The organism is Saprospiraceae bacterium (genome assembly GCA_026129545.1).
Taxonomy (GTDB): Bacteria; Bacteroidota; Bacteroidia; order Chitinophagales; family Saprospiraceae; genus M3007.
In genome coordinates, this window is the sequence record JAHCHX010000001.1 from 1,191,622 (window position 1) to 1,205,550 (window position 13,929).

General features: G+C 52.4%; 10 protein-coding genes. 5 read left to right on the plus strand and 5 right to left on the minus strand.

Going from position 1 to position 13,929, the window contains the following annotated elements; genetic code table 11:
* Positions 1-24: 24 nt before the first annotated feature.
* Together KIS77_04370 and KIS77_04375 are read left to right on the plus strand one after the other, a co-directional pair.
* Complete coding sequence (locus tag KIS77_04370) at positions 25-1,800, plus strand: alpha-galactosidase (GenBank protein ID MCW5921555.1); 1,776 nt, start codon at positions 25-27, stop codon at positions 1,798-1,800.
* A gap of 197 nt (positions 1,801-1,997) precedes the next feature.
* On the plus strand, positions 1,998-4,760 hold the full coding sequence (locus KIS77_04375) for a glycoside hydrolase family 78 protein (GenBank protein ID MCW5921556.1): 2,763 nt from the start codon (positions 1,998-2,000) through the stop codon (positions 4,758-4,760).
* A 227-nt stretch (positions 4,761-4,987) separates the two neighbouring features.
* Here KIS77_04375 and groL read toward each other — a convergent pair whose 3' ends face one another.
* Positions 4,988-6,622 (minus strand): chaperonin GroEL, encoded by a 1,635-nt coding sequence (gene groL / locus KIS77_04380; protein ID MCW5921557.1) that lies wholly within the window; start codon positions 6,620-6,622, stop codon positions 4,988-4,990.
* A 107-nt stretch (positions 6,623-6,729) separates the two neighbouring features.
* Positions 6,730-6,996, minus strand: coding sequence for a co-chaperone GroES (locus KIS77_04385; protein ID MCW5921558.1), 267 nt, complete (start codon positions 6,994-6,996; stop codon positions 6,730-6,732).
* A 293-nt stretch (positions 6,997-7,289) separates the two neighbouring features.
* Here KIS77_04385 and KIS77_04390 point away from each other — a divergent pair, with 293 nt between their 5' ends.
* From KIS77_04390 to KIS77_04400, 3 genes are all read left to right on the plus strand, one after another.
* Positions 7,290-8,009 carry a hypothetical protein gene (locus KIS77_04390; GenBank protein ID MCW5921559.1) on the plus strand — a complete coding sequence of 240 codons (720 nt, stop codon included), beginning with the start codon at positions 7,290-7,292 and terminating at the stop codon, positions 8,007-8,009.
* A gap of 144 nt (positions 8,010-8,153) precedes the next feature.
* Positions 8,154-9,086: a sugar kinase gene (locus KIS77_04395; GenBank protein MCW5921560.1), complete on the plus strand. Its 933-nt coding sequence runs from the start codon at positions 8,154-8,156 to the stop codon at positions 9,084-9,086.
* A gap of 108 nt (positions 9,087-9,194) precedes the next feature.
* Positions 9,195-11,249 (plus strand): CotH kinase family protein, encoded by a 2,055-nt coding sequence (locus tag KIS77_04400; GenBank protein ID MCW5921561.1) that lies wholly within the window; start codon positions 9,195-9,197, stop codon positions 11,247-11,249.
* Positions 11,250-11,303: 54 nt separating this feature from the next.
* Here KIS77_04400 and KIS77_04405 read toward each other — a convergent pair whose 3' ends face one another.
* From KIS77_04405 to KIS77_04415, 3 genes are read right to left on the minus strand one after another with little or no spacing between them, the layout of a single operon-like run.
* A complete protein-coding gene (locus KIS77_04405) occupies positions 11,304-12,212 on the minus strand; it encodes a ParB/RepB/Spo0J family partition protein (GenBank protein MCW5921562.1) in 909 nt (302 codons plus the stop codon).
* 5 nt (positions 12,213-12,217) lie between these two features.
* Positions 12,218-12,985 carry a ParA family protein gene (locus tag KIS77_04410; GenBank protein ID MCW5921563.1) on the minus strand — a complete coding sequence of 256 codons (768 nt, stop codon included), beginning with the start codon at positions 12,983-12,985 and terminating at the stop codon, positions 12,218-12,220.
* A gap of 53 nt (positions 12,986-13,038) precedes the next feature.
* Complete coding sequence (locus KIS77_04415) at positions 13,039-13,722, minus strand: metal-dependent hydrolase (protein ID MCW5921564.1); 684 nt, start codon at positions 13,720-13,722, stop codon at positions 13,039-13,041.
* Positions 13,723-13,929: the final 207 nt, after the last annotated feature.

Consider the following 13,929-nt stretch of genomic DNA (forward strand, 5'->3'; position numbering starts at 1 on the left):
CTTGCCCGCTCAATTCGATGCGCCATGCACTTCCGTCAAGCCGTTCTGAAACTTAACGACAAGACCTACACGCTCCTGCCCGGGCGAGCCAATTCGTTTGATGAAATCTATGCCGATTTCCAGCAAACGGCCGAGAATGGCGGAGCGCGATGGGGACTGTTTCTGCACCCCAAACAAGATGTCGTGATTCAACGCCTTGAAATTCAGTTTGATTGGCCGCTTTCTGCCCATGCTCGTTTTTTTGCGAACGGCTACCAATCGGGGAGCGAAAGCCGCTGGCTCAGCGTTGGCGAGGCAAACCCGCGCACACATTGGCTGGCAAGAATCCGAGCGGGAAAAGAGAGCGATGAACATATTCCCGACATTCCGCGAGGACGCGGCTATTGGCACTCGTGGACATACACTTCTGTGTGCCATGCCGCTGAAGCAGAAGCAAAAAATGGTGGACACGCCGCAATAACGTTCTTTGGCTCATTGAACGAAAACACCGGGTTCACTCTATTCCTCTACGACCAGCCAAATGGTATTTTCACGGTGCGAAAAGACATGGATGGCTTGCAATTGTCCCATTCGTTTCCCGCACTTGACTTTTGGATAGGGGAGGGCAGCGAACGGGAAGTTTTTGAGCGATACTTCGCACTGCTCGGCATCGAGCCTACTCCCAATCCTGCCCAATTGGGGTGGGGGAGCGACGGAATCGGCGCGAAAAAGATTGCCGAAAAAGATGTGTTTCAAAGCCTTGATAATGTGGCTGGTAGCGCTTTGCCGTTTCGGATATTTCAAATAGGGGAAGGTTGGCAAACCGACGTGGGCGACTGGCTTTCCTCGAACGAGCGATTTCCGAACGGCATGGGACTTGTAGCCCAAAAAATCAAGGAAAAAGGGATGGTTCCCTGTCTGTGGCTGGCCCCATTTGCAGTGTCAAAAAATTCGAGTCTTTCAAAAAAACATCCCAACTGGCTCCTAAAAAATGCCAAAGGCGCTCCCCTCAAGATTGGCTGGTCTCGCAAATATGGGGGGGGGTATCACGCGCTGGATTTTTACAACAACGAGGTACGCAACCATTTGGGCGGCGTGTTTCATCAGGTGCTGGAACAATGGGGGTTCGAGGTGATTCGACTTGATTATTTGTTTGCGGCGTGCGCGGCTCCACCGTCGGGCAAGACGCGCGGGCAAGTGATGCACGAGGCGATGGAGTTTTTGAAAAAATTGGCCGGCAGCAAAAAGAGCATTGCCTGCGGCGTGCCTTTGGGTGCCGTGTTTGGGTTGGTTGACTATTGTCGTTTGGGGGGCGAGGCGCATCAGGGATGGAAAAATCGCTTGCAAGCTCTTTTAGGCCTGCGCAACCGGGCGGACACACAGACCTCTCTTCGCTCCTCTCTCGGTCATTGGCCTTTGGTCGGTCGCGCTTTTCACAATGTGCTTGACGTGTTTTCCTTAGAAGCCGGGCAATCCAAACGCGTGATGGAACTACAATACACCTCGCTCACCATCCATGCGTTGCTCGGCAGTTTGCTTTTTAGCGGGGATAAAATCGAGCGTTTTGCGCCGGAACAAATAGCCGAATTGGAGGCAGTGCTCGATTGGCGTGGCAGCCGCGCCACACAAGTCATTGAAGCCCAAAAAGATGTGTTTCAAATTTACTTTGAAAACGGCGGCGCACACTTCTGCGCATACTGCAACTTGACATCAAAGCCACAGACACTGACACGAGATGCTGAACGAATCGAACTTATGCCCTTCGAAACCCTCGTGCTGACACAGGTGAACAACAAAAAAGGTGCTCATTTCCCCAATTAGCCAATATGTACCTATGGATTTTGCACCCCTTAGGCAGGGAATGCCCCTCCGGAATATGTTTCGGAACGCAGCCCTTCCATATTGAGTTGGTTTTCTCATTTTCAAAATTCTGTTCATCCTGCCAAAGACCTCCCTAAAGACCACCAGTCAATCAAAGAAAGAAACCGAAAAAATTTTGAACAACCTTGCCTGCCGCCATGAAGAAAATGTTCACCCCCTTGCTCTGTTGCTTTGGCCTATTCGGCCTTTCCGCTCAGGATGCGCACGTCGGAAGCCTCACCTGTGAGCACCGCGTCAACCCCATCGGGTTGGATACCAAACAACCTCGTTTCAGTTGGAAAATTCAAACTGAACAGCGCGGTTGGCGCCAAGGTGCCTACCACATACAAGTCGCCACCAAAACTGATTTTTCAACAAAAAACCTTGTTTGGGATTCCGACAGGATAGACTCGGACGGCTCGATATTGCAGCCATACAAAGGCGCGGCTTTAAAATCCGGCACACGCTACTGGTGGCGCGTGAAAGTGTGGGACGAAAAAGGGCAAGAATCCGCTTGGAGCGCCGCTGCATTTTGGGAAACGGCGCTGTTCTCGCCTGCTGATTGGAAAGCCTCTTGGATAGAACCGGAGCAAGAGGCTCAGCCGCCGCGATATTCGCCCGCTTGGATGCTCCGAAAGGGGTTTTCGCTCAACAAGAAAATAGCTTCCGCTCGCGCATACGCGACAGCGCAAGGCATATACGAACTGTATCTGAACGGCCAAAAAGTCGGCGACGAAGTGCTCACACCCGGCTGGACTACTTACTACAAACGTCTTCAATATCAGACTTTTGACGTGACCAACCTGCTCCAAGAAGGACAAAATGGCGTGGGTGCCATGCTTGGCGAAGGTTGGTGGCGTAGTGGCTTGGGCTGGGAAGAAAACTGGGCGTTTTATGGGAAAAAACTGGCCTTTCTGTGTCAAATCCATATACGCTATGCGGACGGCTCCGAGGAATGGGTTGCGACCGACGGCTCTTGGAAATGCAGCAACGAAGGCCCCGTGCGCGCCAATGAAATATATTATGGCGAGGACTACGACGCGCGACGAGAAATGCCCGGCTGGAACACTGCCTCTTTCGACGACAGCCGTTGGCGCAACGTGACGACTGCCAAACCACCCAACACAACGTTGGTGGCTGCGAACAGCGTACCTGTTCGAAGGATACAAGAAATCTTGCCTGTTCGCTTTTTCATCACCCCAAAAGGCGAGCTCGTGGCCGATATGGGACAGAATATGGTGGGCTGGGTACGCCTTAAAATGAAGGGCAAAAAAGGCACCACCGTCACGCTTCGCCACGCGGAAGTGCTCGACAAAAACGGCAATTTTTACACAGACAATCTGCGCTCGGCCAAACAACGACTCCGCTACACCTTGCGCGGCGACAAGGATGGCGAGGTGTATGAGCCGTGTTTCACTTTCATGGGCTTCCGCTATGTGGCTATCGAGGGGTTCCCCGGCCAATTGAGCACGGGTGATTTGCTTGGCATCGTCGTTCACTCGGATATGACACCGACCGGGACGTTTGAGTGCTCGCACCCGTTGGTCAACCAGTTGCAACGCAACATTTTGTGGGGTCAGAAGGGCAATTTTGTGGACATCCCAACCGATTGCCCCCAACGCGACGAGCGGATGGGCTGGACGGGCGATGCCCAAGTGTTTGCTCGCACGGCTGCCTTCAACATGGATGTGTCGGCGTTCTTTGCCAAATGGCTACAAGACCTGGCCGCCGAACAGCGACCCAGCGGCGCTGTTCCTTTCGTGATTCCTGACGTGTTGAACCGACCCGATTCGATGAATGTGGGCGTGTCTGCAGGGTGGGGCGATGCGGCGGTCATTATCCCGTGGGTGATGTATGAAGTGTATGGCGACAAACAACTGCTTGAACACCAGTATGCGAGCATGAAGGGATATGTAGATTACATCCATGAAAAATCAGGCGAATCGCTTGTGTGGAAAGGAGGCAGTGTTTTTGGCGACTGGCTCTTTTACCATCCCTCGCCCGACCATTTGGATTACCACGTCCAGCCAGATGCGCACACCAACCACGACTTTATTTCCACGGCTTTTTTTGCGCATAGTGCTGAATTGGTGAGTCGTGCTGCAGCGGTATTGGGCAAAAACGAAGATGCCGCCGCCTACAAAGCATTATTTGAGAAAATCAAAAAAGTCTTTGCGCATGAGTTCATCACGCCTGCTGGGCGCACCATTTCCTCGGCCTCACAGACCTCCTATGTGTTGGCCCTGCATTTTGGCTTAATGCCCGACACGCTTCGCGCCGCTGCTTTGCAATATCTCAAAAATGATATTTTGCAAAAGAAAAAACACCTCTCGACGGGTTTTCTCGGCACGCCTTATCTCTGTCATGTGCTATCGGAAAATGGGGAAGCGGAGCTCGCATACGATTTGTTGCTGCAAGAGTCTTATCCTTCATGGCTCTATCCGGTGAAGATGGGGGCCACCACGATTTGGGAACGGTGGGATGGTCAAAAACCAGACTCTACTTTCCAGACACCGGGCATGAACTCATTTAATCACTATGCTTATGGAGCCATTGGAGATTGGATGTATCAAGCCGCCGCAGGGCTGCGATTGGGCGAGCCGGGTTACAAGCACATCGCGATAGAGCCGCTACTGACCGACAAACTATCCTATGCGAAAGCCTCTTACCAAAGCAGTTATGGGGAAATTGCTTCAGGTTGGGAACGCTCTGGCGACAAAGTCGCCCTCCGCGTCACTATACCCCCGAACTCCACCGCGACTATTCGCCTGCCCCGTGCTGATAACAAGGAGGTTCGTGAAAACGGTGTGCCACTGGGTTTTTCATTGGGGCTGAAAACCGCTTCACTAAAAGGGGATGGCCTTGAGTTGGAATACGGTTCGGGCACCTACTTGTTTGAGTGGACACTGACGAAGCAGTAAAGATGGCGCTTGCGTTTCCAATTATGCGACAGGTTTGTTGATGTTTTTTTTGACAAGAAAGATTGACAAGATTGTTTTTGATGCTTTAACAACCCAATCAAATCAAGGCTCTACCGACATTTCGCCCCGTTGGGGCTTTTTCACCAATCCAACCAGTCACTGCATAAAAAAGGGGGTGCCTCACGGCACCCCCCCTGCGGTATTTCCCAAAATAATTGGTCTTCTAATTACATCATGTCCATGCCGCCCATGCCCGGATGGCTGTGTGCCGCTGCTTTTTTCTCCGGCTTCTCGTTGATGACGCATTCCGTCGTGAGCACGAGGCCAGCGATGGAAGCGGCATTTTCAAGGGCGATACGAGTCACTTTCGTCGGGTCAATGATACCCGCTTTTTTCAGGTCTTCGTATTTGTCGGTGCGAGCGTTGTAGCCGAAAGCGCCTTTTTCATCGGCCACTTTGTGGAACACCACCGAACCGTCAATGCCTGCATTTTCGGCGATGATGCGGATGGGGGCTTCGAGCGATTTGCGCACGATTTGGATACCGAAGTTTTCATCCTCGTTCACGCCTTTCAGGCTGCTGAGGCTGCCGAGGCTGCGCACCAGCGCCACGCCACCACCGGGAACGATACCCTCTTCGATGGCGGCACGGGTTGCGTGCAAAGCGTCGTCCACGCGGTCTTTTTTCTCTTTCATCTCCACTTCGGTAGCAGCGCCGACGTAGAGCACGGCCACGCCGCCCGACAGTTTCGCCAGGCGCTCTTGCAGTTTCTCGCGGTCGTAGTCGCTGGTAGTGGATTCGATTTGTTGCTTGATTTGATTCACGCGAGCCTTGATGTCATCGCTCTTGCCTTTGCCGCCGACGATGGTAGTGTTGTCTTTGTCAACGGTGATGCGCTCGCATTGGCCGAGGTGTTCGAGGCCAGCGTTTTCGAGTTTGTAGCCTTGCTCTTCGCTGATGACAGTGCCGCCGGTAAGGATGGCGATGTCTTCGAGCATGGCTTTGCGACGGTCGCCGAAGCCGGGTGCTTTCACGGCCACTACCTTGAGGCCGGCGCGGAGGCGGTTGACAACCAGCACGCCCAGTGCTTGGCTATCAACATCTTCGGCGATGATGAGGAGCGGGCGGCCCGTTTGCAGGCTCTTTTCCAAAACTGGCACGAGGTCCTGCATATTGCTGATTTTCTTATCGGTGATGAGCAAATACGGGTTTTCGTAATCTGCCACCATCTTTTCGGCATCGGTGATGAAGTAGGGGCTGAGGTAGCCGCGGTCGAATTGCATACCTTCCACCACGTCCATATAAGTTTCGGTGCCTTTGGCTTCCTCTACCGTGATGACACCATCTTTGGAAACACGCTTCATGGCACTGGCGATGAGTTTGCCGATTTCCTCGTCATTGTTGGCAGAAATGGCGGCTACTTGCTGGATTTTGTCGAAATCGTCGCCAATCGTCTCGGTCTGTTTCTTCAGGTCTTCTACCACTGTTTTGACGGCCTTGTCAATGCCGCGCTTCAAATCCATGGGATTCGAGCCGGCAGCCACGTTTTTCAGGCCGGCGGTCACCATGGCTTGAGCGAGCACGGTGGCGGTAGTGGTGCCATCGCCAGCCGCATCGGCGGTTTTGCTGGCCACTTCTTTCACCATCTGGGCACCCATGTTGGCTACCGCGTCTTCCAGTTCGATTTCTTTGGCAACAGTGACACCGTCTTTGGTGATGGCGGGAGCGCCAAAAGATTTTTGAATCACCACGTTGCGACCTTTGGGGCCAAGGGTCACTTTGACAGCATTGGCGAGCGCATCAACGCCTTCTTTGAGTTTTTCGCGGGCGTCGGTATTGAAGGAGATTTGCTTTGCAGACATAATCTTTAAATGTTGATGTGTGGAAATGTTGATTAGTTGATTTGGAGAGGTGATGAGGGTTTGTGCGGTTGATAGAATATCAACTTTGAGCGACCTTCATCAATTCCTTAAATGATGACGAGAATGTCGTCTTCACGCATGATGAGGTAGTCTTGCCCCTCGAAATTGATTTCTTGACCAGAGTATTTGCCATAGAGAACGATGTCGCCCACGTTGACGGTCATGAGATTGCCGTCTTTGCCGGGGCCTACCGCGACGACTTCGCCGCGCTGTGGTTTTTCTTTGGCAGTGTCGGGGATGATAATGCCGCCTTTCGTTTTTTCGTCAGCGGGCGCAGGCTTGATAAGAACACGGTCTGCGATTGGTTTCATAATTCGAAAAGTTATTTTTGTTTTGGTGAGACAAATTTGAACGCCGCAAAACCAAATTATCTGCGGACACCCGCCTTCATCAGACTTCGTGCCATGCCATTTTTTCTGCCATTTTTTCAGCCGCGTGTCATCGTTCTTGTCAGGTTGACATTGGCAGGGCGGTCAAAATGACTTTCGCCGCGCTCAAATTTGGCAACAAATTGGTTGCACATATTTTGCTGATTGCTTCATTCTCGCCATTTTTGCTTTTGATTCCGTCATTTTTGAAAAGTTTTCTACACTAATCGTCAATCATTATGAGCACATTATCGGAAACTTGGTTCATCGAAGGGAACATTGACTTTGAATCCAAAAAATACACGCTCTTGGCGTACCTCCAACGGGTGAACGCTTGCTTCAACGAGAAGAAGCTGTACCCCCAACTCTCCGACGTCATTTTTCACTACAACAACCTGCTCACGTTCAAACAGACGAAGCGCCTGATGCAGGACCGTTTTCCCCGCAAACTGACTGGCATTCAACTGCAAAAACTGGAACTAGTATATGAAGAGATGATTGCGGACGACGAACTCATGTCCGAGATAGAACAAATCACGCACTATGCCAGCCAAAAAATGAAGTCTGCCATATCGGGCGGTACCGATTTATATGAATTTATAGAACACCACATGACTATTACCCCTGTGGGCATACTGCCTCTTGAAACGGACGAGGGGTATTTTTTTCTATGCGACGGTTCTTTTCGCTCTATTCGAGTTTATCAATACAGGTTAAGCATCATAGAGCGGTCGGAAAATCGCTATCGCTCGTTGCGCTCGCAATTCATCAGCGACTGGGAGCGAAGTCTCACTAATACGTATGAAAGTGTGAAGGCTGACCTTATGCGGCAGCATCGCAGTTTTTCTACCCCTGCGGTTTACACAATCGAGACAAAACTGGCTTATCCATTGGAAGAAACCTTGTTGCCCGTGGCCAAGCGTTCGTTGGTGCGATACATCGAAACGACAAGAGTTTGATTAGGTGCTGAAACTTGGAAATTCGTCGTATCATTGCCGCTGCAAACAAAACAAATGGAAGGGAATCGTAGGACGAGCGCCTGAGTGTCGTGACGTGCATCGGCCCCAAACCCTTCGAGCTGCTGAACTTGTGTAAATAATCGTATGCGCAGACCTATTGACATTCTTTCTGCTGGCGAGCTGCTGGTGGATTTCATCACCGCTGAATTTGTGCAGAACCTCGAAGAAGCCATGCTTTTCAAGCGAGTGCCCGGTGGCAGCCCCGCCAACTTGTGCATGAACATGGCTCGATTGGGCAACAATTGTATGCTGGTGGCCTCGGTTGGCAACGACGATATGGGCACCGTGCTGCGCAACTATGTAGCTCGTTTGGGCGTGGACGTGGCCAATGTGGCGCAAGTGGAAGAACCCACCACGCTTATTCTCGTGACCCGCTCCTCTGCCGTTTCCAATTTTCAACCCTACCGCGGCGCGGATGCCATGCTCTCCATTCGCCAGTTCCCTTTCCAGCGATTCGACGACATTGGGGTTTTCCACACCACTTGTTTTGCGCTGAGCAAACAACCTGCCCGCGATGTCATTTTGCAAGCCGCGCACAAGGCTCAACGCGCCAAATGCCTCATCAGCATTGATGCCAATTACTCCGAAAAAATCTGGCCCGAGCGCCGCGACGCGAAAAAAGCCGTGAGTGAGATATGCCGTCATGGTGCGTTGGTCAAAGTGAGCGATGTGGATTGGGGGCGCCTCTACGAGGACGAATCGCCCAAGCCAGACGCGGTGATTGACCATTTTCTGAAATTGGGAGCCAAAGAAGTTTGCTACACATTGGGTGTGCAAGGGTGTTGGGTTGGCAATGGGGACGAACGGCACTTTCTCCCTGCACGCGAGGTGGAGGTGAAAGACACCACTGGCGCAGGCGACGCTTTTTGGTCGGGCTATCTGACGGCCCGGCTCGACGGCAAGACGCTGCTCGAATGCGCCATCGCTGGTCGCCGCATGGCTGAGTTGAAGTTGGGGCATTTTGGGCCGTTACCCGAAAAAGTCGCCAAAGAGCATGTTTATGCGGATTTTGCATAAAGGCTGGCAAGCAAAATTTATCGGACGCGAATCCCTTGTTAAAAAGTCTTTACCTTGCATCCATGAGCGGTCTTGGCCGCGATTTTTTTTACTGAACTGCCGCAAGCAATGACTTTTCGCCTTCGCTTTCTGTTCCCCGCTTTCTTTTTCGCATGGATGGGGGGGGCTTTTCTTCATGCTCAGACACAACCCGTCCAGTACTCCCAACACGGGGGCTTGTATGCCAATCCAGTCAGCGTTTCTTTGTCGTGCGCCACGCCGGGAGCGACCATTCGCTACACGCTGGATGGCTCTGAGCCTACCGCCCAATCGGCCATTTATCCCAATTCGCCATTGGCTTTCAACTCAACTGGCGTGCTTCGGGCGCGTGCTTACGCGCCGGGGTTGCCCCCTTCGCCTATTGGCACACATACATACTTCGTAGGCATAAGCCACACTTTCCCGGTGGTGTCGCTGGTCTTTGACCACGCTTCTTTTTTTGACTCGCTGACGGGCATTTATACCAACTATGCGCAGGATTTGACGGCGAACGCGAACATCGAGTTTTTTGAAAATGGCATAGACAAAGCGGTTTTCAATCAATTGGCGGAAATAGAGGTTCAAGGCACGGGCAGTGCCTCGCAACCACAGAAATCGCTAGAAATAAAAGGTAAAAACTCGCTCGGCTTGGGGGAGTTTCATTATCCGCTTTTTCCCGCTCGCCCTTTTGAGGCGTACAAACGATTCGTGTTGCGCAATAGCGGGCAAGATTGGTGTGTGCTCCAATTCCGCGATGCCTTTGCAACCAGCCTGCTGCTCGACCGCTCCGACATCGGCGATATCTTGCTCCCTCCGCGACTTTATATGCAAGCGTGGCGACCTGCGGTGGTGTATTTCAACGGTCAATACTGGGGGATTCACAACGTGCGCGAACGGATGAACCGTTTTTATGTGCGCCAACATTTTGGTTGGGAAGAAGACGAGTTTGACATGATTGAAAACTACGGGGATGTCTCATCAGGCACCGCCGACATTTGGAATCATTTTCAAAGCTACTTGCAACAAACAGAGAGTGGTTTTGAGAACAACTCGGTGTTTGAAAACCTGAAAAAGCAAATCGACTATCACAATTTTCTGGATTACTGCGTCTTCAACATTTATTTGGAAAATCAGGATTGGCCCGGCAACAATGTGCGGCGTTTCAGGCACAGAAGCGAGTCTGGCAAATGGCGATGGCTGACCTACGACCTCGATTTCACCTTTGGCCTTTTTCAAAACCCCAATGGCTGGAACACAGGCGACCCTTCGCCCAATGCGTTGGCTCGTTTGCTGGATGCCTCCTCCACGGAGTGGCCCAACCCCGACTGGGCGACCTTGTTGTTTCGGCGCTGCTGGCAAAACCCAACTTTTCGCCGCGACTTCGCCAACCGCTTGGCCGATATGCTCAACACGGCGTTTGTGCCGCAACGGGTAAGCCAGCGCCTGAACGAGTTTCGCGCGCTTTATCAACCAGAAATAACACGGCACTTTCAACGCTGGTGGTTTGGCGATTTTAATACTACTTGGCTCGACAACATAGAAAAAGCGCGGTATTTTGCCTTTCACCGATCTGATTTCGCACGCCAAGAAGTTCTTATTGCGATGGACGAGGCGTACGATTTGGCCGAACTGACAGTGGATGTGCAGCCGGCAGGCGGGGGTAGGGTAGAGGTGAGCACTGTGCGTCCGGCTGGTATCCAGTTCCCGTGGAAAGGCATTTATTTCAAAGGGGTGCCGCTGCCCTTGAAGGCCGTGGCGAACCCCGGCTACGAGTTTGTCGGTTGGTCAAGTCCTGCGTTGGGCACAGCGGATTCGGTGGCTCTAACTATGTCCGCCCCAACCTACTTGGTGGCTCATTTTAAGCTCACGCCAGTGAGTGTCACGGAAGCGAGACCCGCGCGTGTCACGATTTACCCCAACCCTTTCCAGGAGGTGCTGATTGTGTCTGGCGATGCCTATAAGCGAGGAGATTTTCGAGTGCAGTTATTTGATGCGTTGGGGCAGATGGTTGGAGACGAGGCATCTGCGTCACATGGTGCGGGCATGGTGTTGTCCAATGTTGCCGCGTTGCCAACTGGGGTCTATTTTTTGAAAATAACAGGCAATGACGGCAAGGAAACGGTGAGCAAAGTGGTAAAACAGTAGATTTAGGGGTGGCATGACTGCAATAGGTTCATGCCACACCTAAGCAGAGGTCTTTCACCGTTCCAAGGCATCCAACAGGCGATTCAACTCTACGTCGTTTCTGAACTTCAGCACAATTTGCCCTTTCCCTTTTTCGTCGCGCTTCATCTGGATTTTTGAGCCAAAAAAAGCATTGAACCTATCCTCAATGTCGCGCATGAACTGAGGCACGTTTTTGGCCTCCTTCGGTGCTTTGGGCTTGCGGCTTTCGTGATATTCTGCGATGGCCTCTTCCGTGGCTCGTACCGAAAGATCTTCGGCTAAAATTCTGTTGAACAAGACTTTGCGAAATGCAGGGTTGTTTTCGATGCCTGCCAGCGCGCGTGCGTGGCCCATGCTGATTTTCCCATCAATGATGCCGTGCTTGATGTCGTCGTCGCCCTCAAATTTGAGCAGGCGGATGTAGTTGGTGACGGTGCTGCGTTTTTTGCCCACGCGCTCTGAGATGGACTCATGCGACATTTTGAACTCGTCGGCCAGTCGCCCGTAAGAAATGGCCACCTCCCATGCGTTCAGGTCTTCGCGCTGGATGTTCTCGATGAGCGCCATTTCCAACAGTTCTTGGTCGTTGGCGAGGCGAACATAGGCGGGTATTTCCTTCAAGCCGGCGAGCTGCGCCGCGCGGTGCCGGCGTTCGCCGGAGATGATTTGGTATTCCTTGTCGTGGATGCGCCGCACGGTGATGGGCTGTATGATGCCATGCGCCCGGATGCTGGCCGCGAGCTCTTCCATGGATTCATCGTCGAAGCGTTTGCGGGGTTGTCCTTTGTTGGGCTTGACTTGGCTCACGGGCAGCATGGCCACTGCGGTGGCCAGTTCGCGCACGACTTCCTGCGGATTTTCCTGCACGGCCTTTTCGAATTGTCCCGCATTGCGCAACAGGGCAGCTACGCCGCTGGTGCTGAATTGTGTCTTTTTTGCCATGATTTTTAATTTGGATTTTTTCTCAAAAACTCTTCCGCGAGGTTGAAAAAGTTGACCGCTCCTTTGCTGTTCACATCATATAGCGCAACGGGTGTGTGCGACATGGGTGCCTCCGCGACTCGGCTATTGCGATGGATGATGGTCTCGAAAACATAGTCGTTCGAGCTGTTGCGCACTTCTTCGACGATGGCGTTGGCCAATCGCAAACGACTGTCGTACATGGAGATTAGCAGGCCTTCCACTTGCAAGTTGGGATTGTAGCCCTGTTTGACGAGCATAATGGTGTTTTTCAGTTTGGCCAGTCCCTCGAAGGAGAACATCTCGCATTGTACCGGGATGAGCACTGTGTCGGCTGCTACCAAGGCATTGACGGTAATCAGTCCGAGCGAGGGCAAGCAGTCAATGAAGATATAGTCGTAGCGGTCGCGCAACTCGCCGACGATGCCGCGCAGGATATATTCTCGATTGGGCTTCTCGGCCATTTCGAGGTCGGCCCCCACGAGGTCAATATTGGAGGGGAGCAGGTCGAGGTTGGGTGTCTCGGTAGTGACGATTGCCTCTAATGGGTTGGCGCCGTGCACAAGGCAATCATACAGGCTGACCAATTCGGAAGTGTCGGCCTGCCCCACACCCGAGGAGGCGTTGGCTTGGGGGTCCGCGTCAATCAGCAAGACCTTTTTTTCCAAAATCGCCAAGGAAGCCGCGAGGTTGATGGCTGTGGTTGTCTTACCGACCCCGCCTTTCTGGTTGGCAATGGTGATGATTTTGCCCATGTTTTTCAGCATGATGGTATCGTTAGGTTTGAGTTGTGGATGAATGATTCAAGTCAGATTTCGATGGGTTGGCCTATTTGCATCAAAATCAATTCCTTGCCTTTGTCCGCGAATGTCTTTTTGGCGGCATCGTGGTCTATTTTGATATAGCCGAACGTGTCGTAGTGGCACCCGATGATGCGTTCGCATCGGATAAATTCAGCAGCGACACACGCGTCGTGGTAGTCCATCGTAAAGTTGGAGCCTATCGGCAGGATGGCCGCATCGAGTGCCCGGCAGGTCATGGGGATGAGTTGCATGTCGAGCGTGAGCGCCGTGTCGCCCGCCACATAGAGCACACCGTCGGCGGTGTCGAGTACATAGCCCGCTGGTTCGCCGGCGGGCATTCCGTCAGGGAAGACGCTGCTGTGCACGGCTTGCACCATTTTCACGCGGCCAAAGTCGAATGTCCACCAGCCGCCTTTGTTCATGGGGTGCGTGCGTAGCCCTTTGGCGCTGTAATAGGCACTTACTTCCCAGATGCCCACGATGAGCACGTTGGGGTTGTTTGCTGCCACCGCTTCCAAGTCGTCGATGTGGTCTTGGTGCGTGTGGGTGACGAAGATGTAATCGCAGCGAATCGTGTTGGCATCTATGTTGGAGGCCAAGGGATTGCCCGTCAGGAATGGGTCAAAGAGGAGGCGTTTGCCGCCTGTTTCCACCAAAAAGCAAGAGTGCCCGTAATAAGTGATTTTCATATTCGCCAAATGTTGTGGACACCGCAAAGGTAGTCGGGCGTGAAACATCGCGTGGAACATCGGGGGCAGAAGTTATCCTCCTTTTTTCCACAGGTTGCCAACAGGTGTTTTTGTTTGTTCTGTCGGGAATTGGCAATAGCGTGGCTCGCGCTCAACGAACCTTTGTTTCCCGCTATCTTGCCCGCGATTTTATCCAAAACCGCGCTC